Below are 25,093 nucleotides of genomic sequence, written 5' to 3' on the forward strand. Positions count from 1 at the left end.
TTCGACTTGATCGAGTCCGAACGCGCGTCCGGCAAATTGATCGTCGTGCACCTGGTTCGACTGTTGTCGATCACCTTGCTGGTCAGTTTCTGCATTCCCGGGCGCTGGCGTACATGCCGGGCGCCATCGAAACCATCGCCATCGTCGCGTTCAGTGGCGGGGTCAACGTAGTGTTCATCCTGACGTATCACCTGGTGCGGATGATCGTGCTGCACTTTGCACCGGCGCTGATCGTGCAGGCGCGGCGCTGGCGGGCAGAGTGATTGCTGAACACAAACCGGCAACGCCTCCCACTGTGGAGGCGTTTGCTTTGTGCTGACGGGAGGAAGGGACTAAGCGGGAGAGATCGTGGCCAAGGCGCCAATCAAAATGGTTAACACCAGAAATCCACCGAGGAAAATTGCCATCTTGCCCATAGGGCCTCCTACATTATGAGTTTACGGTGCAGTGACTGCGCGGCTGCGGACCGTGCTGTCATTGTGAGCTGCAGGCGGGGTGCATTACAGGGGCAGATGGCGACGGAAAATACGGATCAGATCGTTTAATCGGCAGCTACCGATCAGCTCATTGTGGCGAGGGGGCTTGCCCCCTCGCCACAGATAGGTGGAGTTACTCTTTTGGCTCGACGTTATCCAGCGCCTGGTTCACGGCCAATTCCCCTAGCATCACCACTTGCGTGATCCCCAGCAGCGTCTTGCGGTGTGAGTTGTCGAGCAATGCCGCGAAGTTGCTGAGCATGGTGGTGGCCGAGCCCAGTGATTCGCTGGCGTTGGCCAGCAGGGATTCGGTGTCGTACTTGGGGTTGGCGAGGAACATGGGTTCGGGTTCATTAGTGCTCGCCATGATGTGGGCACCCGGGTTGAGGTAGTGGTCGAGGGCGCGTTCGGCGGCGTCGTGGAGTTTTTTCGAATCGAGGGATTCGTAGGGGGATGCCGGATCGGTTTCCGGTGGGTTTGGCGTAGGTTTGAACATAGATGAAACTCCTGGAATAACTAATGAGGAGCCATCACCCTTTGCTACCAAACGCAGGGTGGCGGCCATACACAGGTTGGTAGACCGGTCCAGGAACCCGGCGCCCCCGAAGGAGCCCTGCGCATGGCCACCATAAACAACAGAGATTCAAACGACCTCTACAAACGGTGGCGATATGCGCCTGGAATACCGGGCTACCAAACCCGATCACTGTTTTTCAGTGACCCGGAAACGATAAAACCCGTGCCCCAGACGCACAAGCCGGCGGATTCTGTCTTACGTGTAGGGGGTGGCGCAAGGCGTTGTAGCCTCGATGCGGTAACAGCAAGCTTCATTTAAACGTGTCTGGTTTTTCTGTTTAAACAAGCTGCGAGCGAGCCACATCCGATCGTCACTTCAACAACCACCGCGACATCAACCGCGTCGTCAACGGCATCAGCCAATACACCATATTGAACGACACCAACCCGGCAACCGTGACCTTGAATACCCAGACAGGCAGCCGTAGATCAGACAGCTCCAGCACCACCGCCAACCCCCAAGGCAAAAACACCGTCAACGGCAAAACGATCATCCACGACAGCACCCATTGCTTCCATCGCGCAACAGCCACCCGCCCCTGCACCGGCTCAAACCAGAATTTCGAATCATCGTCAGTGCGATGGTAGTCCTGCCGCAACCAAGGCAAAGACTCGCGCAACAACGCCTGCCGCACCTGGGATTCCAGCCAAGCCACAACATGCCCCTTGCTGACAAAGCGCAAAATGATCGCGTACCGCAGGTGCGAGCCAACTGGCTTGACCACATCTGTCGCCAGGTAACCCGGAAACTGCCGATGGGCGTCGATGGCCTTGTTCATCCATTGCTCATACAACGCCTGATGCTGCGGATTGACCTCATGCACAATCACGCTGACGCCAATCTCGGCGTCAATGCTCATGGCTGCTGCCGCCTGAGCAGGGCCCGCTGGTAGATGCGTTCGCGCGCCAGAATCATCGGGTCGTGGCTCGGTGCAATGCCGTCGAGCAAGCGTCCGGGGTTGAAGTCGAGGCGCTGCTGGGCGGACTGTTGTTCCTCGGCGGGGACTAGCGCACCAAGGGTCAGAATCCCCAGTTCAACTTCATCGTGGCTTCGCGACCAAGGAATCGAGCCGTCTTCGATGGCATCGCCGGGCGCCGCCAATTGCACCACCAGGCGCATCTTCACAACGCCCCGACCCGATCGTGCGCTGATTTCGTCCTGCAAATAATCCGCCGGCATCGCGGCGGCTTGCTGCTCGCTCAAGGCAGGTTCTGTCCGCAACGGTTCAATCCGGTAGCGACCGACATGCGCTTCGCCCTGTCGGTTAGTGAACACCAGCGCGTTGATGCCGAAGTACTCGGCGGTCGCGTAACTGCTCGGCGCGGGCTTGGGCGTCTGCAGAAAATGCTCGGCTCTTGGGTGGCTGGCCAGGAAGGCTTGCAGCGGAAGCGGGTCCGGTGGTGTGGCGACATTGGCGGCAATGCCTTGCAGAAAACTCAGGAAGTCTTCGGGGGTGGCCACCGGAAAGCCGTCGAACGAATGGGTCACGATATCCGTGAGCCCGCCATCCGGCAGAGTAAACCGAACGGCCAAGCCATGAGGACTGGCCGTCGGGTCACCGTCCTCGGTAGCGGGCACGCCGCTAAAGTTGGAGAACCTCAGTAACACCGGCACCGGTTGCCCCTGCAAATGGGACGCCCGACTCAGTACAGGCGCGGGCGGCGACGCAATAAAGGTTCCGCTGAGCAATACACCCTTGGCATGGGTCGCACGGAATCTCGGGTGATGGCCGAACGTCGCGGTCAGCGCATCAAGTAACGCGTCGTAAAGTCTGTCCTTGGACATGAGGGCACTTCTCGTGGGTGACACATCATTCTCATGGGCGGCAAAGGCAGAGGACGCGATGAGCGTCCCTGCCAGCAGCGCGCCGATCAATAATCGGGGGGGCCGCACTGGATTCAACCCTGGCGCAGGCCGGGATTGAGGGCGATGTGTTTGTACTCGACAAAATCATCCATGGCCGCCACGCCGTTCAGACGCCCCTGCCCCGACTGCTTGAAACCGCCCTCCTCAAACTCGTCATAGACCACGGCCCAGTCGTTGACCCACACCGTCCCCGCCTCCAGTTCGCGAGCCACCCGCAGCGCGCGGTCGACGTCGCGGGTCCAGACGCTGGCCGCCAGGCCGAACTCGCTGTTGTTGGCCAACTCAATGCCCTCGGCTTCGCTGTCGAACACCTGCAGCGTCAGCACCGGGCCGAAGGTCTCGTGCTGGACGATGGCCATCTCCGGGTCGCTGACCCGCAGCAAGGTCGGGCGATAGAACGCACCCTTGGCCAACGGCCCCTCGGTCACCGGACCACCGCGAACGATGACTTGGGCGCCGGCGGTGATCGCCTCCTTCACGATTTGATTGACCCGTTGCACATTGGGCTTGTCGATCAATGGCCCCATCTCGCTGGCCGCATCCGCCGCCGGCCCAACACGCACCGCTTGCAGTTTTGCGGCCAAACGCTCGGTCAACGCCGTGGCGATATCCCGTTGCACCAGCAGCCGCGAACCCGTCATGCAGAACTGACCAGCGAACACCGTCAGGGCTTTCACCAAAGTGGGCACGGCGGCATCAAGGTCGGCGTCGTTAAACACCAGCATGGGCGTCTTTCCACCCAGCTCCAGGCCAAAGCGCTTGAGGTGCTGGGCACCCGCGGCTGAAATCGCCCGACCGGTGCTGGTGCTGCCGGTGAAACTGATCACCGGAACCCGCGGTGACTCCACCAGATGGATCGAGCCGGCCGCGCCCTGCTCGCTGAACAGATTGATCACGCCACGCGGCAGCGAGGGTGCCTCGCTCATGATCCGCGCCACCAGGCAGTTGGTCTGGGCGGTTTGCCCGGGCATTTTGATGACCGTGGTGCAACCGGCCGCCAGTGCTGGTGCCAGCGAACGAATCATCAGCACCACCGGCGAGTTCCACGGCACGATGATACCCGCCACGCCGACGGCCTGACGGATCACCAAAGAGATCTTGCCGGGTTTTGGCTCGGCCGCTCGCCCGTATTCGGCACGGGCCAGCGCGGCGTAATAACGCAACTTGGAGGGCACCATGCCGACCTCAAACCCGGCTTCGGGCCTGATCTTGCCGTTTTCCAAAGCCAAGGTTGCGATCAGCTCATCGGCGTTGCGTTCGAAGGCATCCGCCAATTCCAGCAACACCTGTGCGCGCAACTGACGGTCGTCTTTCCAAGGGGCTTCGGCAAACGCCCGTTGCGCCGCCTCGATGCCTTCTTGCGCTTCGTTCAAGCCGCCTTCGGCGTACCGACCGATCAGCTCATAGGTCGCAGGGTCGATGGAGTCTTTGTAAACGCCGGAGTCCAGCCATTGGCCGTCGATCCAGTTCAATACCGGGGTGCTGTTCATAGAGGCAGGTTCCTGAGAATCAAGCGTAGAGACGGGCAATGTGCTCGGCAGTGGCAATCACGGTGATGTTGGTGGCGACCGAGGGCACGTCGGGGAAGATCGACGCGTCCACCACGCGCAAACCCTGCACACCGATGACCCGCGCTTGCAGGTCGACCACCGCCCGCGCATCCCCCGGTTTTCCCATCGGCGCCGTCGAGGTCGGGTGGTGATAGGTGTCGAGACTGGCTTTGACGCTGGCCAGCAGCGCCTCGTCCGAGTCGTTGCCTTGACCGGGGTTGAGCTCGGAATGGATCAACGCATTCAGCGGCCCCGTGCCGCCGATTTTGCGGGCCAGGCGGATGCCATCCAGCAGGCGCTGGCGGTCCTTGGGCTCGGCGAGAAAATTCAGGTCGATGGTCGGTGCCACGAACGGATCACGACTGGCCAGCGTCACCTTGCCCCGAGAGAGTGGCCGCGTCAGGGCAACTGCGAGCACGAAGCCGACGCCAGTCGGGCTTTGATCATGAGGAAACAAGTGGGTGGCGGTGATGTGCAGGTCCAGCTCGCCAGTCTCGGCGGAACGGCTGTGGGTCCAGAGCTTGGCGCCGATGGCGGGCGACTGGCTGCCGATGGCGTCTGGCTTGGCGGCGTAGGCGTTGTAATAGAACGGGTGATCCACCAGGTTTTGCCCGACCGGCAGCTCGGCGACTGGCGGAATCTGCAAGGCACGCAAGTCTTCGCCAGGCCCAACGCCGGAACGCAAGAGGATCGCGGCGCTGCCGTAGCTGCCGGCGGAAAGGATCACCTCAGCGGCCAACAATTTTTCACCGTTGGCCAGTTGCACGCCGATCGCACGCTTGCCGTCGAACAGCACTTTGTCCACCAGGCTGTCGGTTTGAATGTGCAAGTTGTCACGGGCGCGCACCTCTTCGGTGAGATACGCCATACCGGTGTTGACCCGCACGCCGTTGACGATGTTCATCGGGTACGGGCCTACGCCATGGGCATCAGCGCCGTCGAAGTCCTCGATTACGCGGTAGCCATTGGCGAAGGTCGCGTAGATGAACGCGCGCTGCATCGGCGTGACGTCGGCCTTGCCGAGTTGATGCACCGGCAGCGGTCCTTCATGGCCGTGCAACGCGCTCGCACCACCGCTGTGGGTTTCCAGTTTTTTGAACGACGGCAGCAGCTCTTCATAGCTCCAGCCCGGCAAATCCCAGCGCTTGAAGTCGGTGGCGCGGGCACGGATGGCCACCGCGCCGTTGATCGCCGAGCTCCCTCCCAACACCTTGCCGCGCAAGGCGCCGATGGGGTGATCGATGTAGCCCGGCCGGCTCTTGTAACCCCACTCGAATTCAGGATTGGCGTTAGCGCCGACGATGTCGCTGCTGGCAACGATCTCGGGGTAATTGTGCGGGCCGTAGCTGTGGCCTGCTTCGAGCAATAACACCTGACGCGTGGTGTTCTCGCTCAAACGACGGGCCAGCACCGCGCCGGCCGAACCACCACCGACAACGATCACATCAACCGGCGCGCGGTGGGTGGCGCGCTTGCCGGCGATACCGCTGGACTCCAACGCCTGTGCCAAACCACTGCCCGCCGCCAACGTCGCAGCGGCCACAACTCCTCCGGCCAAAACCGCACGGCGAGCAGGATTGTTAAGGGTACTCTTCATCCGTCTTCTTCCCTGTCAGACGCCAGATTGCGTCTGTTGGGAAAAAGCATATGGGAGGGCGCGCCGGCTCATAAGCCACTGAAAAACGATTCGACGTTCCGTTTTTCTCGAACGAAATCAACTCGGTGGCGACGCGTGATCCGCGAGCATTTGCTCCCACACCGGTGGGCTGCCGATTTGTTCGATGAGGAAGCTGGTCAGCGCATGCAGCTTGGGCGACGCTCGCTGGGAACGTCGGTACACCGCCGAGATATTGCCGCCACGCGGGGCATAAGGCGCCAACACTTCTTTGAGTTCACCGGCCACAATCGCCTGCGCCGCCAGGAAGGTCGGCAGAATTGCCAGGCCCATGCCGGCCTTGGCGCCTTCCATGAGTTGATGGCCATTATTGGTGCGCATCCGACAGCGCACGCGGAACGATTCCAGGGTGTTGTTCACCGGCAGCGTCCACATGCCGTGGGGTTCGCGGTTCACATAGAGCATGGCAAAATGCTGGGACAACTCTTGCGGGGTTTGCGGCGTGCCGTGAGCGGCCAGGTAGTCCGGGCTCGCGCAGATGATGTGGCGGTTGGGCGTGATGGTCTTGGCGACCAGCGAGGAGTCCGGCAACTCGCCGATGCGGATGGCCGCGTCATAGCGCTCTTCGTGCAGGTTGACGTGACGGTCATCAAACTCGATATCCAGCCGCAACTCCGGGTAACGCACGGCGAAGGACGACAGGATCGGCGTGAGATAGCGGATGCTGAAGGCCATCGGCGCAGCAAGCCGCAGCACGCCGCGCAAGCTCGATTGAAACACCTGCACCGCGTCTTCGGCGTCCTCGACGTCGGCCAGAATCCGCACACAGTAACGGTAAAACACATCGCCCGACTCCGTCAGCCGGGCCTGACGCCCGCGCTCCAGCAGGATGCTGCCCAGGCGTTTTTCCAGTTGCTGGATGCGCAGGCTGACCATTGATTTTGCGATACCCAAACGCCGAGCGGCTTCGGAAATACTGCCGGTGTCCACCACCATGACGAAAGAATGCATCTCGGACAGCTTGTTCAAGTTTTAGTCATCCAGAGAAAAATCGGGGGCATGCCCAAATACTAGCCAGTTAAGCCGTAACGCAAACTTTGTAGCAGCTGGCGCAGCCTGCGTTCGGCTGCGCAGCAGTCGTCAATCCTGAGCACGCGGTTTTTCTGATACACCGTGCCGTCTGATTTCACGACTGCTTCGCAGCCGGACGCAGGCTGCGCCAGCTGCTACGGATTGCGTTATGGCTTAAATGACTGACGGGATTGTTTGATGGCATCGGCCAACTTTTCCGCCGTCATGATGACGGTCGGGTTCAAGTTGATCAGCGGGATCTCGGGGAAAATAGAGGCATCAATAACGCGCAATCCTTGCATGCCGTACACGCGCCCCTCCTCGTCCACCACGGCACCCGGGTCATCCGGCAAGCCCATCGGCGCCGTAGAACACGGATGCTGCAAGGTTCCCACGCCTTTTGCCAGCGCCGCACGAATGTGACCGTCGCTGTCGTCAGTCGCTGGGCCTGGATAAAGCTCTTCCACGATCAGGCTCTTGAGCGGTTCGGTGGTGGCCAGTTTCCGGGCCAGGCGGAAGCACTCGATCATCCGGTTCATATCCTCTTCACTGGTCAGGTGATTAAGTTCGATGACCGGTGCCTCTTTCGGATCGCGACTGTTCAAACGCAGACGACCGTGGGACGTGCAATGCATCAATTCCAGGCCCAGCGAAAAAGCGACACCGGTTGGACTGATGGCGGGATCGAGCAGATGCGAAGGAGAAATCCCGATATCCAGTTCCTTATCCGAGCTGGCGTAGGACGAGTGGGTCCACAACTGTGCCCCCACCACCGGATGCTCTTGCCCTTTCAGCGCTTCTACCCCAGTGAAGTTCATCCAGAAAAACGCATGATCGAGCAGTCGAACACCGACCGGCGCGTCTTTTACCAAGGGAATATCCAACGCTTCAAGGTCTGCCCTGGGGCCGATACCCGAGCGTAAAAGAATCGCAGCAGAGCCATAGGCACCTGCACTCAGAATCACTTCGTTGCCGTGGACTTTTTCACCGCCCGCCAACAACACCGACTGAACCTTGCCGTCTTCAAACAACACCTTGTCTACCAGGCTTTGATCGAGGATCGACAGGTTCTGGCGAGCGCGCACTTCACGCGTGAGGTAGGCCATCCCGGTGTTGACGCGAACGCCGTTGATCACGTTCATCGGGTTAGGGCCTGCACCGTTATTGGCCTCGGGGTCGTTGAAGTCGTCGACCTTTTTTGCTCCGCACGCCCATCTGCCTCGACCATTGCGCGCTGCACAGGGGTGATGTAATCCAGCGACATCTGGTGAATCGGCAGCGGCCCGTTGCGGCCATGCCATTTATCTTCACCGTGGGCCGTGCGCTCCATTTTTTTGTAGTACGGCAGCACCTCTTCAAAGCTCCAGCCTTTCAGGCCTTTGGCGGTGAAGCGCGCAAAGTCAAAGGGCAACGCACGGCAGGCAACGGCACCATTGATGGCAGAGCTTCCGCCCAGCACTTTTCCCCGCGGGGTGTAGACCGCTTGCGGTTGCTCGACCGGCGTTGCGAAATAGCCCCACTCATAACGCTCATCCGCGTTGGCGGCGATGATGTTGCTGCTGTAGATCTCTGCCGGGTATTCATCGGGGTCAAAGGCTCGACCCGCTTCAACCAACAGCACATTCAGTTGCGGGGCTTCCGACAAACGCGCCGCCAATACGGCACCGGCAGAGCCGCCGCCCAGAATGACAAAGTCGAATACCTTGCTGTGCACAGTCATTTTCATATCCCTATTGATTGATGTGGCGACTTGAATTGATATCGCAGGTCATGTTCAGCGCGTGCTGTTGAGCGCTTCGGTAATGACCCTGGCCACGTCTGCAGGTCGGGACTGATGCGGCACATGGCTGGTCGGCAGCGCCGTCGTAGTGGCGTTGATTTTCCGGGCGAGTGCGCGCTGCAAGTCAGGTGCAATCATGCGATCGCGCTCACTGACGATGTACCACGAAGGTTTCTGCTTCCAGGCCGCCACGCTGATACGCTCGTCGAACGCTCGAGAGTTAATGGCGCCTTGCGTAGCGGCCATCACCCGCCCCTGGGCAGCGGGCACGTCCGGAGCGAAATCCTGCTCGATACCCTGCTGGGTGAGCGACAGATACCCCGCCTTGTCGGCCAAGAATTGGCCCATGCCCGGCGATGGCGGATAGTCCTTGCCGACCTCTGCCGTGGTCTGCCCAACGTCAGGGACGAAGGCGGCCACATAGACCAGCGCCGCGACCTTGTCGCTCGCACCGGCCTCGGTGATCACACTGCCGCCCCACGAATGCCCGACCAGCACGACCTTGCCCGGTGCCGTTTCAATGGCACGGCGGGTCGTGGCCACATCATCGGCCAGCGAATTCAAACCGTTCTGCACGGCCCGTACTTTCACGCCCTTGTCCTGCAGCAACCTGATCACCTTCGCCCAGTCAGAACCGTCGGCAAACGCACCGTGCACCAGCACCACGGACGGATCGTTGGCAGCGTTGGCATAACCCACCGAACCCAATATGGCCAAACCCAAAGACATCGCGAAAACTGTCCTGCGTAACATCTGAAGCTCCTTTAATGAACCAACCGAACGGCGGCAATCTAGGCGCTTCGCGGTCTTGTGAACCAGTCCCGAAAAACGGGTTTGTCTTTCCCATCCATTGGACGATCGTTCTTGTATAGTTGGCCTCTTTTGGCCGAATGGACGCCACCCGGTGCTCGACCTCAATGACCTTCAGTACTTCGTGATGGTGGTGGACCACGGCGGCTTCGCGCCGACTGCACGGGCGCTGGGCATCCCCAAATCCAATCTCAGCCGCCGCATTGCCCTGCTCGAAGAACGCCTGGGCGTGCGCTTGATCATCCGCAACACGCGCCATTTCACGGTGACGGAATTAGGGCAGACGTATTACGCCCATTGCCGCGCCATGCTCAAAGGGGCAGAAGCCGCTGAAGCCGCCGTCGCCCTGACCCGCTCAGAACCCGGCGGCTTGCTGCGCGTCACCTGCCCGACGGTGTTACTGGAAGAATGCGTCGGCAGCATCATCACCCGATTCATGGCCATGCACCCGCGTGTCGAAGTGCATCTGGAAGCCAGCGACCGCCAGGTCGATGTGGTCGCCGAGGGCGTTGACCTGGCACTGCGAGTACGCCCGCCTCCCCTCCAGGATTCGGACCTGGTCAACCGCGTCATGTCCCAACGGCCACAATGCCTGGTGGCCAGTCCCGCGCTGTTGAAACGCCTCGGTGAACCCCGGGAGCCGGAAGACCTGGCACGTTTCCCCAGCGTCCATCACGGCAGTCCGCAACGTGATTACAGTTGGACGCTGTTCCATCAAGATGGCGCGGAATTCACGATCCAGCACCGTCCGCAACTGATTACCAAGGGTCTGCCGATGCTGCGTTGCGCGGCGATAGACAGCGTTGGCATTGCGCAGATGCCGATGTCGCTGGTGCATGACTTTATTGAGCGCGGGCAACTGGTGGTGGTGTTGCCTGATTGGTCACCGCGGACCGAGATGATTTATGCGGTGTTTGCGAGCCGGCACGGGATGCTGCCGTCGATGCGGATGTTGATTGATTTTATGGTGGAGCAGTTCAGGTTGCTGGATGATCCGGCGCGGGGGATGCGCGGGGTTCCACTGACTTGATGTTTAGTTTCAGGGAAGTCGCCCGTGAACCCAACGGATCCGGATGCCGCACACCAAAAAGCCCTAACCCTTACCGATTTGACCAGCTACCCGCGAGTGTCCCCGAAAAAGTTGTCTCTACCGGCCCACTGAGAAACACCGATCCCACGCCATCCCATTGAACGGTTACGGTGCCACCGTCACATTCAACCTCAACCGAATCATCTAACAAACCACGACGAATTCCGTTAACAACGGCGCCGCACGAGCAGGAACCTGAACCAAGCGGTATACCGCCGCAGCGTTCCCAAATGCGCAACCGGATATGCTTTCGGTCAATGATCTGGACGAAATGCACGTTCGTCCTGAGGGGAAACAGAGGGTTGGTTTCAATGGTGGGTCCGATTGTCGCGATATCAATCGCCGCAAGATCATCGACAAAATAAGTGCAGTGCGGATTTCCCATACTGCACGCAGTTGGACCGCCATCAATGGGTAATACAGCGGTATCCATTTTCTGAGCCAGCGGAACATTCGACCAGCCAAAAAGCGGCTTCCCCATGTTGACCGAAATGGCGCCGGTGGAGGTTCGTTCGCAAGTGAGCAGCCCCCGGTTGGTTCGGAGTGCTATCGACATAGCATTCGATTCGCGCATCAGCATATCCGCGGCTCCCCGCGTTGCGCTGCCACACACGTCCAGCGTGGAGCCATCTGCGTTCCAAAACATCAAGCGCGCATCGGCATCATCGCAATCGAGCACCACTGCGAGTTGATTGAATCCAACGCCGCGGTTGCGATCACCCATTCGCCGAGCCATGGAGCCTGTCACTGGATTGGCGGAGTTTCGAGAGTCCACCACAACGAAGTCATCGCCATTGGCGTGCATCTTGTGAAATCTCAGTGGCATAAATTGATCCTGGCGAGGAGACATGGGTGAAGGCGATCTAGCCCCATCAGCATGACTTATGCAAGATAAGACGAGCATTGCCATCGAAATCAAGCCCCGAAAATCCGGGGCTTGATAGGGTCAAACAACATCAGGACTTACGCCCTCCACCTCCGCTCATCCCATCATCATTGCGCCCCGTTCCAGACGACTTGTCGCGGTCATCGGCGAAATTGCCGCCGCGTCCGCTTCCTTGCCCGCCACTGGACGATTGATCAGCCTTTTTGGGCTGTTGTCCGCCTGAAGCCTGGCCACCTTTTTGGCCGGGTTTGGACATGTTTTCCTTATCGTCGGCAAATTCCCCTCCGCGATTTGTACCTTGCCCGCCTCCGGACATGCGGTCGCGCTCGCGCGATGGTTGCCCGCCAGAAGCCTGACCACCTTTCTGGCCTGCTTCAGACGCCCGTTGTGGATCATTGGCGAAATTTCCGCCGGAGGCTCCTCCGCCTTTCTTGCCGGCTTCAGAAGCCTTGTCCCGGTCATCAGAAAAATTGCCTGGATTTTTATTTCCTGTATTGGCCATTTTGTTCACCTCTACATCGTTAGCACGAGCATGGGCTCGTCTAATTCGGAGGACGCACAAAACAGAAAGTTTGAACGAAAACGGGGGGCTGGCGACGAGTGGATTCGGGGATTTGGTTCCATCGAAAAGCCGCGCGGTCGACTGGCGGCGTGTCATTCATCGATGGCTGGCTTTTCATATCAGATGTTCGATGTTTACTAGACTTAATACGCGTACACGCCCTCCAGGCATCACACTCGGGAGGTCAATCGATGACTGAACACATCGTGCATTTTCATTGCCAGATCGACCAGGCAACGGCAGAACGCTTCAGGGATACCTGCCTTGAAGCCATCGATCAGGGTGCCACCTCACTTCTCCTGAACCTGTCCACTTGTGGCGGTAGTACCAATTTTGGCTTCACGCTCTACACGTTCCTGAAGTCATTGCCGGTACCGCTTTGCGCAATCAACGCCGGCAATATCGAATCGATGGGCATCATCATGTTTCTGGCGGCAGGCCGGCGCATCACATCACCTCATGCACGCTTTCTGATTCACCCGATGAACTGGTACTTCAGCCAAAAATCCGTCGACCATCAACGGCTGCGGGAATACCTGTCCAGTCTCGACAATGACCTCGCGCGCTACGTGCAAATCTTCATGCTTGAAACCGCTGATGCAGCGACCAAACTCGATATTTTTCATTGTTTGTCAGCGGAGGAAAAAGTCATCGCTGCACACGAGTCGCTGGCCTACGGCATTGCTCATGAGATGAAGCAGATGGTGTTTGCGGATGACGTGAAACACTGGAAGGTCAGTGGCGGATGATCAATCTTCGTCTTAGCGCCACAATTCGAATTCCGCACGCAAAAAAGCCCACTGACCGTCACCGGCCCAGTGGGCTTTTTACAACGAGACGCGTTTGAACAACGCCCCAACTACTCCAGCGGATCTACCTGATCCAACGTCCCCGATTTACCACTTATTTCGATTGGCCACCTGCGTCGCGATCATCAGCCTTTGATGAACGCCAGTAGATCCGGATTGATCACCTCGGCATGGGTAGTGCACATGCCATGGGGCAAGCCCGGGTAGGTTTTCAGTGTGCCCCGTTTGAGCAGCTTGATTGAAAGGTATGCCGAATCGGCGATCGGTACGATCTGGTCGTCTTCGCCGTGTAGCACCAGTGTCGGCAGGTCGATGTTCTTCAGGTCATCGGTAAAGTCGGTTTCCGAGAAGGCTCGAATGCAATCGTACTGCGCCTTGACCCCACCGCTCATGCCTTGGCACCACCATTTTTCGATGATGGGTTGTGAGACTTTCGCGCCCGGGCGATTGAAGCCATAGAACGGACCTGTCGGAAAATCTCGATAAAACTGGGCGCGATTGTCGGCCAGGGCTTTGCGTAAACCATCGAAGACTTCCAGAGGCAGGCCGCCCGGATTTTTTGCGGTGCGCATCATGATCGGCGGCACCGCACCGATCAGCACCGCTTTGGCGACGCGACCGCGACCATGACGCGCCACGTAGCGAGCCACCTCGCCGCCACCGGTGGAGTGACCGATATGCACGGCGTTCCTGATGTCGAGATGCGCCATCAGTTGAGCAACGTCGGCGGCGTAGGTATCCATGTCGTTGCCGACAGCGGTCTGAGACGAACGACCATGGCCGCGACGATCGTGAGCAATGACACGGAAGCCCTTGCTGAGGAAATACAGCATCTGTGCATCCCAGTCGTCACTGGACAGGGGCCAGCCGTGATGGAACACGATCGGCTGTCCGGTGCCCCAGTCCTTGTAGAAAATCCGCGTGCCGTCCTTGACCGTGATCGTCCCCGTGCCACTGGTATCGCCGTCGCTTTTGCTGCCCGCCGGCACGGCTGCCTGGGCCTGCTGCGCAGGTATTGTCACGGCTAGGGCTGCGGCCATGGCACCGGTTCTCATCAATTTTCTACGGGTGGTTCCGCTTGTCTCATCAGTCATTTTCGACACCCCTGTTTGTTCTAAAAGGTTGCGCCTGCGAGGCACAAGACAGTCCGACTGACGACGGCACCGCCCTCTCGGCAACTGAGAATCTATGAGCAAACACTGGCAGTGACCACTGAACATGGGTGTTTGAAATTAATGCTTTGGTATGAGCGGTACCTGACACAAAAAAGCCCGTTGACCGTTACCGGTTCAGTGGGCTTTTGACTGTGTGACGCGTTGAAACAACGGCCTCACCTGCTCCTGCGGATCGGGCCGGTTAGACTGAATGCCAATTCGCTGGCCATGACGTTGGCTGAAGCGAGGGTTTCGCAGCTGTGGGCCTATTTGCGCGCTCGCTGTTCATACCATTGAATGAACGCATCGGCGCTTACCGGTCGGCAGACGTGAAAACCCTGAGCCATATCGCAGTGGTAGTCTCCCAGCGCATTGAGCACGTCGGCTGTTTCTACGCCTTCGGCGATGACCGCCATGCCAAGGTTATGGCCCAGATCGACGACGCTTCTTACGATGAGTTCGTTCGCCTGATCGCTCTGCATGGCCAGTACAAAGGATTTGTCGATCTTAAGCTCGCTGATGGGCAAATCCTTTAACTGAGCCAGACTTGTATAGCCGACGCCGAAATCATCGATGGCGATATGAATACCCATGGAATGTAACTGCCTCAAGATGGTTCGAGCAGCATAGGAATCGAGCATGATCGCAGACTCGGTCACTTCGAGCATGAGCATGTCTGGGGTCAAATGATGGTGTTCAAGTAGATCGACGATCTGATACACCAACTTGTCGTCCAGCAGGTTGCGTGCAGAAATGTTCACGGCAACCGGTATGCATATCCCGATGTCAGCCCAGGCTCGCACCTGAGACATCGCGAGGTTCAGCACGTATCGCGTCAAGGAGCCGATGATTCCGGTCAGCTCGGCAAACGGAATGAACTCATCTGGGTTCACCAGTCCTCGTACCGGATGCTGCCAGCGCACCAGCGCTTCGACTCCGGTGACGGCTCCTGTACTCAGGCTTACTTTTGGCTGGTACTCCAGGAACAATTCGCCTCGCTCCAGACCTCGCCTTAGTTCGCCGAGCATTGCCAAGCGTTCTGGGGAGCGACGATCCGTTCCCGGGTCATAGGCGAGTATGCCCTTGCCCTGCTTCTTGGCTGCATACATGGCGATGTCGGCGCGCTGCATGAGCGTCGAAGGATCGTCACCGTGCAGCCCGGAAACCACTACCCCAAAACTGGCCTCGACATCCAGTTCGACCCCATCGATTTCAAATGATGCGGTAATCGCCGCATGCAGCCGCCGCGCCGCTATCAACGCCCCATCCAGGCCTTCGACGGCGGGGAGCAGAATCGCAAACTCATCACCCCCTAGCCGGGCAACTGTGTCGATTTCCCGTGCTTCACTTTGCAGGCGCTTGCCCATCTGATCAAGCAGGCGGTCCCCGTAGTGATGCCCCAGTGAATCGTTGACTTCCTTGAATCGATCAAGGTCAATCAGCAAAAGGCCTGTGGTCGTTCCCTGGCGACGGCCCAGGCGCAGTGCCTGCTCGAAACGGTCTGCCAGCAGCGTTCGATTGGCCAGCCCGGTAAGTTTGTCATGCAACGACGCGTGCAGGGCATCCTTGCGCTCACTGTCGAGTTCGATACGCGTGCCCCGTAGCACTTGGGCGAACAAGCCAGCCAGAAGCAGCCCGGCCATAAAAACGATTGGAGTGGTATTGGCGTTGAAAGACTCCCGTGTACGCAGCTTCTCCAGCGCCGCGATCGACCCCCGGTGGTGAGCGGCGGCTGCTTGCAGGACAACATTTTCAATCTTTTCGAATAGCGGGTCAGCCTCCTCTTCATCAATTTGGCGCGCCAACATGGAATCTCCAAGCTCCACGGCGTCGAACATCTTGTAGATGCTTTCCAGATAAGGAACCAGTGAGGTACGAACATCCTGGACAAGCAAATGATCAGCAGGTGATCCGGAGTGGTGAATACGCTCCAGCGCCGTGCTCAATTGCGCTGCAACGTCGTTGAAACTACGAAGTATTTTCGGACTGGGGTCCAACCGATACTTATGCTCCAAAGACTCGGCGGCTAACACGGCACTCGCCGCTGCTGTGTAGTGGTCAGACAGCATGCTTGCGGCGATCGCCTCCTGCCCCAAGCGTCCAGTGGCGACGGAAGACCATACCGCAAAACCGCTGACCGCCAGCAATACGACGACCAGGCCATGGCGCGCCCACCTGCTGGGAATTGATTTGCTCCAACGCATGAAATAAGGTGTGGCACTCACTTGCGCACCGACTTCCGGATGCTGCGGACTTGCTGGCGGTAAATTGCTCATACGCTACCTCATGTAGACGCGGCTGCTTCCATTCTTATTGGCAATATCCACCAAAACTTAAGTTTAGATGAAAAATTAAATTAACGTCGAAATGCTCGATCATTTTTGTACGGCGTTCATCACATTTAACAACAACCAACTGATAACACTCACAAATCTGAATAATTTATATTTAAATTAATTATTCAGTCTCCGCACCCTCTCATAGGCATGCCCTAAATTCCATTGGACCTAAGGCGTAGCTAACGGCGAGCAACGGAGAAATGCACCTGATGCGAGCTTAATATCGCACTGCAAAACTTAACATCTGCAAATCTTTTCCTTTGATCGTGAGTCACTGGACTTTTATAAATATTTTTATTGATTAAGCATTCTGTATTTTTTCGCAGCGAGTTAATACCGTGCAGTTCTCGTCGACGGCTTTTGCGCAGAGCACCTATATACGCGCCATGCACAACATAAATAAGCGTTACATCAACAATGCAATAAGTTTAACGACCGATATTTGCAATGACGGGCTTGGAGTTGATGTACGGCGATGAGTGAGTTCAACTTGTTCAGGCCTGCTTCGCCGCCCAACGGGAGCAAGCTCCCTTGCCACAAAACCACGTTAGTTGCGCGATTTCCGTGAATCAGCAGCGTTGAGATTCATGTCTAGCCCTGAAATAGGTTTGCACCTATTTCACCTTGACGCCCGATGCACCGACAACTCCGCCAAGGACATCATCTGTTGGATGGCCGGCGCCATGTTGACAGGCAGAAATCGTCCAAAGCGGTAAGCCAGACTGGCTCAATTGCGAACAAGGCGAAGTCTTTTGTCTGGTTCCATTATGGTTTGCCAGATTGGCTTTCAGCATCAAAGCAAACTCTCGCGGTGCGAAAGCCCTCGGCGTTTTCCAGAAGCCAAGTCCACAACGGCACCATACGCGCCAGAAAACTGCGACCTAACGGGGTCAGTTCATAATCGACCCGTGGCGGCACCTCGCCGTGGTCGAAACGCGCAATCAACCCATCACGCTCCAGTTGCCGCAGGCTACGGGTCAGCATGCGTTGGGTGACGCCCGGCAGGCGTCGGCCGATTTCGGCGTGACGCAATCTTCCTGCGACTCCCAACGTATGGACAATCCCTAGCGACCAGCGATTGCCCGCGTGTGTCAGCACTTCGCGCTTGAGCCCGTCGTCCTCTGCACTGAGCGCATCGCACACGGCTCGGGACTGGCGGATGATCTCTTCTTCACTCATTTCGTTATGCGGTATCACGCGTGTGCCTTCTTTTTAACGTTAACCAATGGTGCCAGGATAAAAAACACAGATGACTGATGATTCCTTGGGAGTTACACATGCACCCGCACAACCCTGCAAAACCCGACAACATCCTGGTTCTGGGCGCCGGCGAGCTCGGCATGGCCGTACTTCGCGAGCTAGCTGCTCGGTCGGCCGCCAGCATCACGGTGATGATGCGTCCCTCGACTCTCGACAGCGTGTCCGCAGATAAAAACCAAACTCTCCTGGAACTGCAAGCTCTGGGCATCGAGGTGCTGCCGGGCGATGCGGTCAATGACTCCGAGGATCAGCTCGCGGCGATGTTCAGCGGTTTCGACACCCTCGTCAGCTGCCTCGGCTTCGTCGCCGGTGCCGGGACGCAACTCAAACTGGCCCGCGCCGCGTTGCAGTCAGATGTGAAGCGTTTCGTGCCATGGCAGTTCGGCGTGGACTACGACGTAATCGGCCGGGGTAGCCCGCAAGACCTGTTTGACGAGCAACTGGACGTGCGCCAATTGCTGCGCAACCAGTCTCGCGTGCAATGGCTGATCATTTCTACCGGGATGTTCACCAGCTTCCTGTTCGAATCCTCGTTTGGCGTGGTCGACCTGAGCCAGAACACCATACGCGCCTTGGGCAGTTGGGACACCGCCGTGACAGTCACCACCTCGGAGGACATCGGGCGACTGACAGCCTCGATCTTGTTCGAGCCAACGCTGGTCAACCGGGTGATCTACACCGCTGGCGATACCCTCACCTACGGGCAATTAGCCGACACTGTAGACCGCTTGCTCGACAGAACGGTCGAACGCGTCGAATGGACGGTACCTGCGCTGAGAGCCGCTCTCGCCGCGGCCCCCAGCGATCCTACCCGTCAATACCGGGCGGTTTTCGCGCAGGGCAACGGCGTCGCCTGGGACAAGGCCCGCACCTACAACGCCGAACGGCAAATAGAAACCACCACCGTTGCACAATGGATCGAACAGCATCTGCTCTGACCGGACAGCGTTGCCAATGTCAGTTAGCAGCACCCTGACGCCGCTTGCGGAACTCGGCGCCCCCCCCCAAAGCCAATCTCAACGCATAAAAAAATTTGAACCGCTTTTGTACGCGCTCGCCTAATGACTAGCTTGTGATATTCACACAGGCATTGTGCTAATACCGGCATACTCCGAGAGGTGGTCAACGTGGCTAAAGACGAGAAGAAAAGCAAAGGTGAAGCTTCGAAAGCCAGCAAGGACTTGAAAGACAAAAAGTCTTCACCGGCAAAAAAATCAGCTGCGGCCTCGGCTCTTTCGAAATCTTCCGAAAAGAAAGACAAGAAAAAAGATGCCGAACCAAAGAAATCTGCAAAGAAAGCTGATAGCAAGCCAGAGAAGGCTAAGAAATCAGAGAAGGCAGAAAAGCCGGCGAAAAAGAAAAAGTGACATCTGCTATCTGCTAGGGCTTTACGCCCTAGCTTCCTCAAGCGGTGTTGCCTTCAATAGCTATCAATAGCCGTAACATTTCAGGCTTGATTAGCCACGTGCTGGCTGAAATCGCTAGCCGGCGGTGATCCGCGGGCGAGCCGAACGCAGACATGTGGGCCCAGATGAATTTACCCTTTGAGAATCTCTCCTCCACAAAAAAGCCCACTGACCGTCTCCGATCAGTGGGCTTTTTCTGATTACGCGTCTACTTACAAAGCCATATCACTGGCAGCATTAGCCTTCGGCGCTTTCGCTTTATCAGCATCAGCCGGAGCAGCAGCCGGAGCCGCTACCTGACCAATCGCCGGCGGCGGAGTCAGTTGCAGCACCTTGGCGGTGTAAGCCCACTCCTGCGCAACCTTTTCAGGACTGCCATTCAACTGAGTGCCATAGCTCGGCACGATCTGATGCAGCTTTTCCTGCCAGGCTGGCGAAGCGACCTTGTCCTTGAACACTTTCTGCAGCACGGTCAGCATGATCGGTGCTGCAGTCGATGCGCCCGGCGATGCGCCCAGCAGGCCAGCAATCGAACCGTCAGCGGAAGCAACGATCTCGGTGCCCAGTTTCAGCACGCCACCGGCAGCTTCATCACGCTTGATGATTTGCACGCGTTGGCCGGCTTGCCACAGGCGCCAGTCTTCGGCTTTGGCGTTCGGGAAGTATTCTTTCAGGGCGTTGAGGCGGTCTTCGTCAGACAGCATCAGTTGGCCGGCAAGGTACTCGACCAGCGGGTATTCCTTGATGCCGACCTTGGTCATTGGCCACACGTTGTGCGTGGTGGTGGTGGTCAGCAGGTCCAGGTACGAGCCTTCCTTCAGGAACTTGGTGCTGAAGGTCGCGAATGGGCCAAACAGGATGACGCGCTTGCCGTCCAGGACACGGGTGTCCAGGTGCGGAACCGACATTGGCGGTGCGCCAACGGAGGCTTTACCGTAGGCCTTGGCCAGGTGTTGCTCGGCGATGGTCGGGTTCTCGGTCACGAGGAACGAGCCGCCTACCGGGAAGCCTGCGTATTCCTTGGCTTCAGGAATGCCGGACTTCTGCAGCAGGTGCAGTGCACCGCCACCTGCGCCGATGAACACGAACTTGGCGTCGGTTTCGGACTTGCTGCCGTCTTTCAGGTTTTTGTAGCTGACGCGCCAAGTGCCGTCGTCGTTCTTGGTGATGTCTTGCACTTCGCTAGACAGTTTCAAGTCGAACTTCGGCGTGGTTTGCAGGTGCGCGACGAACTGGCGGGTGATCTCGCCGAAGTTGACGTCGGTGCCGATCGGGCTCCAGGTGGCCGCGATTTTCTGGTTCGGGTCGCGCCCTTCCATCATCAGCGGAACCCACTTCTTGATCACAGCCGGGTCTTCGGAGTACTGCATGCCGGCGAACAGCGGGCTCGCTTGCAGGGCTTCGTAGCGCTTCTTCAGGAACTTGATGTTGTCATCGCCCCACACAAAGCTCATGTGCGGCGTGGAGTTGATGAACGAACGCGGGTTTTTCAGCACGCCTTGCTGAACCTGCCAGGCCCAGAACTGACGGGAGATCTGGAACGCTTCGTTGATTTCAACGGCTTTCGGGATCTGTACGTTGCCCTTGTCGTCTTCCGGGGTGTAGTTCAGCTCGGCCAGGGCGGAGTGACCGGTACCGGCGTTGTTCCAGCCGTTGGAGCTTTCCAGGGCGACGCCGTCGAGGCGCTCGATCATTTCCATCGAGGTGCCAGGTTCCAGCTCGTTGAGCCAGACACCCAGGGTCGCGCTCATGATGCCGCCGCCGATCAGCAGTACATCGACTTTCTTTGCCTCTTCCGCGTGAACGGACGTGATCCCCATCGACAAAGCCAGCCCCAGCAGGGCCGTGTTCATTTTCTTAAACATCTGTAGCACCTATGATAAAACGCCATCCGCCCTTCCAATTCTCGCTCACGGCCCCTTGGTTCACGACCTTCAGGCAGGACGTCGTGGGTGCTCGTAAACAAGAATCGAAGGGTGGGCACACAAGGCCGACGTGTCTCCATCGACCTCAGTTTATATGTCCCTACTGAACTGACTTTTTATCATTATTGGCTTCAGCTACTTGAGCGACATTGATCCTGTTGGCACGTCTCAAGGACGTGCAAACTGAATAGGTCAAACCAAGTTGGCGCGCAGAATATCATGGCTGGACGACCGCGCGCTCCCAAAAGGACTTATGAGTCTAGTCCAGACGGGGCTCGTTCGCCGCGTCCCGGCCCAAACGATTCAGCACAAACACCTTGGCGTTGTGGGTCATTTGGTCCAGATGCCGGTCGCGTTGCTTTTCAGCATCGACCATTGCGCGCTTTCCGTGTTTTTGCAGCAAGTAGTTATGTATCTGCCGGACCTCTAAAGAACTGTAGATAAATGTGACATCCAACAGTCCCATCAGGCCTTCGCTACTGTGGTCGTGGGTGTTCATCAGCACCTGCGTGCCGCGCACGCCCAGCACCTGAAAACCCATCGATTCGAACCACGGCACCTTGGCGACGGTGCAGGTCAGTTCGGCGTGGGGGTAGCGGCTGACCATGTCTTGCAACATGGCCCGCGCGACGCCTCGGCGACGATGACCCGAATCGACGGCCATGTAGGCCACGCCGCACGCTTCGGGATCGTCCTTGACCGGCAGGTACAGCACAAAGCCGATGACCTTTTCAGGGGCTTCATCGTCGGTGGCGACGATCAACTCGACCGCGATGCCTTTGCCCCCGCCGAGAGCCTCCAGGTACAGGTGCACTTCGTAGCCGACCGTGTACTGATACACGTTGTACAGCGGGTTGCTCGGCGCGATGCCGACCATGCTGATGTCGGTCAGGTTGTCGACGACCATCTGCAGGATCTGGCTGTTGATGTGCTCCGGGCACGGGGCGTCGAAGTGGGTGAGTTGGGGCATTGAAATTCTGACTCCGGGATCGCTTTACTGGGTTTCGGCGGGGGTATTGTCACAGATTGATCGCCACGCCGCTTCTGCCAGCAATGCCCTGTAGGCCTTCGGACTGGCGACCACCCTCCCCGACAACCATGCGCGGCAGTAACTGTCAGCCTGGCCGATGATCAACGACGGCAGCAATTCAGCAGGAAACGCTCGCAGCTCATCGCGCCGGCCGGGTTCTGCCAGCCATTGTCCGAGCTTCTGGTTACGGGTTTTGTTGCGACTGGCCAGTTCTTCCTTGAACGGGCCTTTGGTGACGGCGAACCGTGCGTGGTACTGGAAACGCGCCCACTCGGGTTGGCTGTCCACCCAATCGACGTAGCTGTGGACCAGCGCGTGCACGCCCTCTTCCGTCGTCTGTGCCTCGGCGAGGTAGTTGTCGCGAAGCAGTGCCTGATCGTCCAGCGCGGTGAAAAACAGCGCGGCCACCAAGCCTTCCTTGTTGCCGAAATGATGGTAGATCGCACCGACGCTGGTATCGCATTCGGCGCGGATCATTTCGATGGTCGTGGCTTCGAGCCCTTGTTCGTTGAACAGAGCCAGGGCTTTTCTGAAGATGTCGCGCTTGAGTTCGGCTCTTCTGCCGGGGTAGCTGCGCTCGAGTAGATCTGCGGTTTCCATGCGGGATACAGGCCAGAAAATTCATGACAAGGCAGGCGGCTGCCGGTGAGAAAGCTGCGCTAGGTTGACAGATTTCATCGCGACAGAATACTGTTCCGTAACAGAACATTATTCTGTTACGGAAGATAATTCTGTAAAACCATCCCTCAGCGAGGCTTCAAAATGAGTCAGTTTCTCAGCATGTTTAACAGCGCTGGCCCGCAAGCGTTCAGCAAAATGGCCTGCCAGGTAGCACCCTACTTCAGCACCATCAACCCGCTGATCGCCGAGTTGCGCCCGGGCCATGCCACGGTGCAGGTGCCGTTCAGCAAGGAGATCACCAACCACTTGGGCTCGGTTCACGCAATTGCGATGTGCAACGCCGCCGAACTGGCTGCCGGGACGATGACTGACGTGTCCATTCCCGCTGGTGCGCGCTGGATTCCGAAAGGGATGACGGTTGAGTACTTGGCCAAGGCGAAAACAAACGTGACGGCGGTGGCCGATGGTGAGGCGGTGGATTGGCAGACTGAGGGCGACAAGATCGTGCCGGTGGATATTCATGATGCTGAGGGCAAGAAGGTGTTCACGGCGCGGATCACCATGAATGTGAAGCTCGCTTAAACACCCTCAAGAAAAGCCTGCCTGTTAGAAAAGGGGCTGTGAACACATGACCTGTGGTGAGGGGACTTGTCCCCGTTGGGTCGCGAAGCGGCCCCCTGCGTTCTTCAGCCTAACCGTGTCGTCAGGTTTGCGACTGCTTCGCAGCCGAACGGGGACAAGTCCCCTCGCCACAGGGTTTCACCAGGCTCAAGCTCTGTGTGTTAGCGAAGGCCCTCGGTGCTTTTTAGGTGCCGAAGGCTTTTACGTGAGTTGAGAAGTTACCAGTCGTAGCTCATTTCAATCGACGCCACCCACCCCTACTCCGAAACAGCCACCTGATTCCGCCCCCGCGCCTTGGCCCGATACAGCGCCTTATCCGCGTTATTCAGCAAACTTTGCAGATCGTTGTCGCCACTCTCCATCGCTGCAACCCCAAGACTCGCCGATATGCGATGAACAGGCCCGGTCATCAACCCACCGATCGACTGGATAAGATGTTCGGCGATATGCAGGGCCGTTTCAATGGAGGTGTTCGGAAGCAGGATCGCGAACTCCTCGCCGCCCAGCCTGCCGAAGACATCGGTATCGCGAAACGACCGGTTGATGATCACGCCCATTTGCCGCAACACCTGATCGCCGACCTGATGCCCATAGGTGTCATTGATGTGCTTGAAGTGATCCATATCCAGCATCACCGCGCACAGCGGTAGCCGGTTTTGTTTGCAGTCATGGAACAATTGCTGGGCATGCTGAAAAAAAGCGCGGCGGTTTTTCAGGCCGGTGAGTTCGTCGGTTTGGGCGGCATACGTGGCAATGCGATGGGCGCGTTCCATTTCGCGGGTTAGCTGGAAGGCGGTTTCCAGTGCTTCGGACAGTTTGCGCGTCGCGCTGGCCACGAATGAGGCGAACACAATAACGGCCAGCGCCATGCCGATTTGCATCGCTGACGGTTGGAACAGCAGCCAGAAGGTACACGGCAACAAGACCAGGCCAATGGACGCCAACGTCATGTATCGATAGGACGAATAACACGACACCGCACTGACCGACATGCCGACGGCAAAAAGCATGACCAACGCCTGGGCCAGCAGGTCGTTTGCCGGCATGACCGCTAAAGCGCCCACCCCCCAGATACTGGCGGACAACATCAACGTGAACCAGTATCTGCGCTCCCAGCGTTCTGGGGTGCGCTCACTCTCCGGGCAGCGAAACCAGGCAACGAACATCAGGATGCGCAGCAACGACGACGCCGTCAGCAGCCCGATCCACGTAAAAATGACGCGGTGGTCAAAACGCTCCCAACACAGTCCGCACAACATGATTGCAGCGAGAAAACTGCCGAAAATCGCAGGGAATGACTGGTGGAATAGCTGATGCAATCGATCACTGCGCACCTGCGCTGCGATGACAGTATCCTGGTCGTGCCGAAATCCTGGGCCACCCATTTGATCCGCCTGATCATGATGCTGCGACAAAAGAAGCGATTGTGGCACCCTGCCACTCAGGCAAACAATCCATTACGACACATGGGTACCTGCACATTCACATTAATGCGCCCCCTGATGGCCTCAGTGACCATCGTCAGAAAAGTAATAGCACACAAGTGCGCTTCTAACGTCTCGTAGTCATCAAGCCAAATGGCATCCATCGCCAACGTGCAACGCGTTCGTCCTGCTACGCTTTTGAAGCCTCCAATGGAATCGGG

Annotated in this window: 24 protein-coding genes and 2 pseudogenes (1 of these 26 running past the window's edge); 7 read left to right on the forward strand and 19 right to left on the reverse strand. The window is 58.0% G+C overall.

Annotated elements, in window-relative coordinates:
• Together ACA060_RS16420 and ACA060_RS16425 are read left to right on the forward strand one after the other, a co-directional pair.
• Positions 1-171, forward strand: partial view of an AbrB family transcriptional regulator gene (locus ACA060_RS16420; RefSeq protein ID WP_497311805.1) — the final stretch only. 342 nt of this gene lie to the left of the window's left edge; 171 of the gene's 513 nt are visible here — the last part of the coding sequence; its start codon lies off the left edge, out of view; its stop codon occupies positions 169-171.
• Positions 114-263: an AbrB family transcriptional regulator gene (locus tag ACA060_RS16425; protein WP_497311806.1), complete on the forward strand. Its 150-nt coding sequence runs from the start codon at positions 114-116 to the stop codon at positions 261-263. The genes ACA060_RS16420 and ACA060_RS16425 overlap by 58 nt, the downstream gene beginning before the upstream one ends.
• 346 nt (positions 264-609) lie before the next feature.
• On the opposite strand, the gene ACA060_RS16430 is transcribed toward ACA060_RS16425, so the two are convergent.
• From ACA060_RS16430 to ACA060_RS16470, 9 genes are all read right to left on the reverse strand, one after another.
• Entirely contained in the window at positions 610-972 is a 363-nt protein-coding gene (locus tag ACA060_RS16430; RefSeq protein WP_497311807.1) for a DUF6124 family protein, read from the reverse strand.
• 391 nt (positions 973-1,363) lie between these two features.
• Entirely contained in the window at positions 1,364-1,912 is a 549-nt protein-coding gene (locus tag ACA060_RS16435; RefSeq protein ID WP_497311808.1) for a hypothetical protein, read from the reverse strand.
• Positions 1,909-2,838: a catalase family peroxidase gene (locus ACA060_RS16440; protein ID WP_497311809.1), complete on the reverse strand. Its 930-nt coding sequence runs from the start codon at positions 2,836-2,838 to the stop codon at positions 1,909-1,911. Before ACA060_RS16440 ends, ACA060_RS16435 begins: the two co-directional genes overlap by 4 nt.
• A gap of 113 nt (positions 2,839-2,951) precedes the next feature.
• Positions 2,952-4,409, reverse strand: a complete 1,458-nt coding sequence (locus ACA060_RS16445; RefSeq protein ID WP_497311810.1) for an aldehyde dehydrogenase family protein — start codon at positions 4,407-4,409, stop codon at positions 2,952-2,954.
• A 19-nt stretch (positions 4,410-4,428) separates the two neighbouring features.
• The gene (locus ACA060_RS16450) at positions 4,429-6,066 is read right to left on the reverse strand and encodes a GMC family oxidoreductase (RefSeq protein ID WP_497311811.1); all 1,638 of its coding nucleotides are present in this window, start codon (positions 6,064-6,066) and stop codon (positions 4,429-4,431) included.
• 117 nt (positions 6,067-6,183) lie between these two features.
• Positions 6,184-7,113 carry a LysR family transcriptional regulator gene (locus ACA060_RS16455; protein ID WP_497311812.1) on the reverse strand — a complete coding sequence of 310 codons (930 nt, stop codon included), beginning with the start codon at positions 7,111-7,113 and terminating at the stop codon, positions 6,184-6,186.
• A gap of 209 nt (positions 7,114-7,322) precedes the next feature.
• Positions 7,323-8,297, reverse strand: a complete 975-nt coding sequence (locus ACA060_RS16460) for a GMC family oxidoreductase (protein ID WP_497311813.1) — start codon at positions 8,295-8,297, stop codon at positions 7,323-7,325.
• Positions 8,294-8,875 (reverse strand): GMC family oxidoreductase N-terminal domain-containing protein, encoded by a 582-nt coding sequence (locus tag ACA060_RS16465; protein ID WP_497311814.1) that lies wholly within the window; start codon positions 8,873-8,875, stop codon positions 8,294-8,296. The genes ACA060_RS16460 and ACA060_RS16465 overlap by 4 nt, the downstream gene beginning before the upstream one ends.
• A gap of 54 nt (positions 8,876-8,929) precedes the next feature.
• Positions 8,930-9,664 (reverse strand): alpha/beta fold hydrolase, encoded by a 735-nt coding sequence (locus ACA060_RS16470; RefSeq protein ID WP_497311815.1) that lies wholly within the window; start codon positions 9,662-9,664, stop codon positions 8,930-8,932.
• A 175-nt stretch (positions 9,665-9,839) separates the two neighbouring features.
• On the opposite strand from ACA060_RS16470, the gene ACA060_RS16475 reads away from it, so the two are divergent.
• Positions 9,840-10,775, forward strand: a complete 936-nt coding sequence (locus tag ACA060_RS16475; protein ID WP_497311816.1) for a LysR substrate-binding domain-containing protein — start codon at positions 9,840-9,842, stop codon at positions 10,773-10,775.
• A 70-nt stretch (positions 10,776-10,845) separates the two neighbouring features.
• Here ACA060_RS16475 and dapF read toward each other — a convergent pair whose 3' ends face one another.
• Together dapF and ACA060_RS16485 are read right to left on the reverse strand one after the other, a co-directional pair.
• The gene (gene dapF, locus ACA060_RS16480; protein WP_497311817.1) at positions 10,846-11,661 is read right to left on the reverse strand and encodes a diaminopimelate epimerase; all 816 of its coding nucleotides are present in this window, start codon (positions 11,659-11,661) and stop codon (positions 10,846-10,848) included.
• 400 nt (positions 11,662-12,061) lie between these two features.
• Positions 12,062-12,223: pseudogene (locus ACA060_RS16485) on the reverse strand (con-10 family general stress protein); the annotation flags it as partial.
• A 251-nt stretch (positions 12,224-12,474) separates the two neighbouring features.
• Here ACA060_RS16485 and ACA060_RS16490 point away from each other — a divergent pair.
• Positions 12,475-13,032 (forward strand): ATP-dependent Clp protease proteolytic subunit, encoded by a 558-nt coding sequence (locus ACA060_RS16490; protein ID WP_109632399.1) that lies wholly within the window; start codon positions 12,475-12,477, stop codon positions 13,030-13,032.
• A gap of 185 nt (positions 13,033-13,217) precedes the next feature.
• On the opposite strand, the gene ACA060_RS16495 is transcribed toward ACA060_RS16490, so the two are convergent.
• The 4 genes and pseudogenes from ACA060_RS16495 to ACA060_RS16510 form a co-directional block, all read right to left on the reverse strand.
• Positions 13,218-14,132, reverse strand: a complete 915-nt coding sequence (locus tag ACA060_RS16495; protein ID WP_497311818.1) for an alpha/beta fold hydrolase — start codon at positions 14,130-14,132, stop codon at positions 13,218-13,220.
• Positions 14,133-14,440: 308 nt separating this feature from the next.
• Positions 14,441-14,512 (reverse strand): annotated as a pseudogene (locus ACA060_RS16500) (DUF6124 family protein); the annotation flags it as partial.
• Positions 14,513-16,522, reverse strand: coding sequence for a putative bifunctional diguanylate cyclase/phosphodiesterase (locus tag ACA060_RS16505; RefSeq protein ID WP_497311819.1), 2,010 nt, complete (start codon positions 16,520-16,522; stop codon positions 14,513-14,515).
• 828 nt (positions 16,523-17,350) lie between these two features.
• Positions 17,351-17,764, reverse strand: coding sequence for a winged helix-turn-helix transcriptional regulator (locus ACA060_RS16510; protein WP_497311820.1), 414 nt, complete (start codon positions 17,762-17,764; stop codon positions 17,351-17,353).
• Positions 17,765-17,862: 98 nt separating this feature from the next.
• Here ACA060_RS16510 and ACA060_RS16515 point away from each other — a divergent pair, with 98 nt between their 5' ends.
• Both ACA060_RS16515 and ACA060_RS16520 read left to right on the forward strand, forming a co-directional pair.
• Positions 17,863-18,783: an aromatic alcohol reductase gene (locus ACA060_RS16515; protein ID WP_497311821.1), complete on the forward strand. Its 921-nt coding sequence runs from the start codon at positions 17,863-17,865 to the stop codon at positions 18,781-18,783.
• A gap of 180 nt (positions 18,784-18,963) precedes the next feature.
• Positions 18,964-19,212, forward strand: coding sequence for a hypothetical protein (locus ACA060_RS16520; protein ID WP_497311822.1), 249 nt, complete (start codon positions 18,964-18,966; stop codon positions 19,210-19,212).
• A 251-nt stretch (positions 19,213-19,463) separates the two neighbouring features.
• Here ACA060_RS16520 and mqo read toward each other — a convergent pair whose 3' ends face one another.
• From mqo to ACA060_RS16535, 3 genes are all read right to left on the reverse strand, one after another.
• Complete coding sequence (gene mqo, locus ACA060_RS16525) at positions 19,464-21,116, reverse strand: malate dehydrogenase (quinone) (protein WP_497311823.1); 1,653 nt, start codon at positions 21,114-21,116, stop codon at positions 19,464-19,466.
• A 319-nt stretch (positions 21,117-21,435) separates the two neighbouring features.
• A complete protein-coding gene (locus ACA060_RS16530) occupies positions 21,436-22,146 on the reverse strand; it encodes a GNAT family N-acetyltransferase (RefSeq protein WP_497311824.1) in 711 nt (236 codons plus the stop codon).
• Positions 22,147-22,170: 24 nt separating this feature from the next.
• Positions 22,171-22,806: a TetR/AcrR family transcriptional regulator gene (locus ACA060_RS16535; RefSeq protein WP_497311825.1), complete on the reverse strand. Its 636-nt coding sequence runs from the start codon at positions 22,804-22,806 to the stop codon at positions 22,171-22,173.
• Between the two features lie 162 nt (positions 22,807-22,968).
• Here ACA060_RS16535 and ACA060_RS16540 point away from each other — a divergent pair, with 162 nt between their 5' ends.
• Positions 22,969-23,409, forward strand: a complete 441-nt coding sequence (locus ACA060_RS16540; protein ID WP_109632412.1) for a hotdog fold domain-containing protein — start codon at positions 22,969-22,971, stop codon at positions 23,407-23,409.
• Between the two features lie 296 nt (positions 23,410-23,705).
• Here ACA060_RS16540 and ACA060_RS16545 read toward each other — a convergent pair whose 3' ends face one another.
• Positions 23,706-24,833 (reverse strand): GGDEF domain-containing protein, encoded by a 1,128-nt coding sequence (locus ACA060_RS16545; protein WP_497311826.1) that lies wholly within the window; start codon positions 24,831-24,833, stop codon positions 23,706-23,708.
• Positions 24,834-25,093: the final 260 nt, after the last annotated feature.

The organism is Pseudomonas sp. LBUM1671 (genome assembly GCF_059695685.1).

Excerpts from the sequence above, each read along its gene's own strand:
- ACA060_RS16440 (WP_497311809.1), bottom strand. The coding sequence starts at position 2,838 with ATGTCCAAGGACAGACTTTACGACGCGTTACTTGATGCGCTGACCGCG.
- ACA060_RS16535 (WP_497311825.1), bottom strand. The coding sequence starts at position 22,806 with ATGGAAACCGCAGATCTACTCGAGCGCAGCTACCCCGGCAGAAGAGCC.
- ACA060_RS16435 (WP_497311808.1), bottom strand. The coding sequence starts at position 1,912 with ATGAGCATTGACGCCGAGATTGGCGTCAGCGTGATTGTGCATGAGGTC.
- ACA060_RS16495 (WP_497311818.1), bottom strand. The coding sequence starts at position 14,132 with ATGGCCGCAGCCCTAGCCGTGACAATACCTGCGCAGCAGGCCCAGGCA.
- ACA060_RS16445 (WP_497311810.1), bottom strand. The coding sequence starts at position 4,409 with ATGAACAGCACCCCGGTATTGAACTGGATCGACGGCCAATGGCTGGAC.
- ACA060_RS16450 (WP_497311811.1), bottom strand. The coding sequence starts at position 6,066 with ATGAAGAGTACCCTTAACAATCCTGCTCGCCGTGCGGTTTTGGCCGGA.
- ACA060_RS16545 (WP_497311826.1), bottom strand. The coding sequence starts at position 24,833 with ATGGGTGGCCCAGGATTTCGGCACGACCAGGATACTGTCATCGCAGCG.
- ACA060_RS16470 (WP_497311815.1), bottom strand. The coding sequence starts at position 9,664 with ATGTCTTTGGGTTTGGCCATATTGGGTTCGGTGGGTTATGCCAACGCT.
- ACA060_RS16430 (WP_497311807.1), bottom strand. The coding sequence starts at position 972 with ATGTTCAAACCTACGCCAAACCCACCGGAAACCGATCCGGCATCCCCC.
- ACA060_RS16515 (WP_497311821.1), top strand. The coding sequence starts at position 17,863 with ATGCACCCGCACAACCCTGCAAAACCCGACAACATCCTGGTTCTGGGC.
- mqo (WP_497311823.1), bottom strand. The coding sequence starts at position 21,116 with ATGTTTAAGAAAATGAACACGGCCCTGCTGGGGCTGGCTTTGTCGATG.
- ACA060_RS16530 (WP_497311824.1), bottom strand. The coding sequence starts at position 22,146 with ATGCCCCAACTCACCCACTTCGACGCCCCGTGCCCGGAGCACATCAAC.
- ACA060_RS16460 (WP_497311813.1), bottom strand. The coding sequence starts at position 8,297 with ATGAACGTGATCAACGGCGTTCGCGTCAACACCGGGATGGCCTACCTC.
- ACA060_RS16425 (WP_497311806.1), top strand. The coding sequence starts at position 114 with ATGCCGGGCGCCATCGAAACCATCGCCATCGTCGCGTTCAGTGGCGGG.
- dapF (WP_497311817.1), bottom strand. The coding sequence starts at position 11,661 with ATGCCACTGAGATTTCACAAGATGCACGCCAATGGCGATGACTTCGTT.
- ACA060_RS16510 (WP_497311820.1), bottom strand. The coding sequence starts at position 17,764 with ATGAGTGAAGAAGAGATCATCCGCCAGTCCCGAGCCGTGTGCGATGCG.
- ACA060_RS16490 (WP_109632399.1), top strand. The coding sequence starts at position 12,475 with ATGACTGAACACATCGTGCATTTTCATTGCCAGATCGACCAGGCAACG.
- ACA060_RS16505 (WP_497311819.1), bottom strand. The coding sequence starts at position 16,522 with ATGAGCAATTTACCGCCAGCAAGTCCGCAGCATCCGGAAGTCGGTGCG.
- ACA060_RS16465 (WP_497311814.1), bottom strand. The coding sequence starts at position 8,875 with ATGACTGTGCACAGCAAGGTATTCGACTTTGTCATTCTGGGCGGCGGC.
- ACA060_RS16540 (WP_109632412.1), top strand. The coding sequence starts at position 22,969 with ATGAGTCAGTTTCTCAGCATGTTTAACAGCGCTGGCCCGCAAGCGTTC.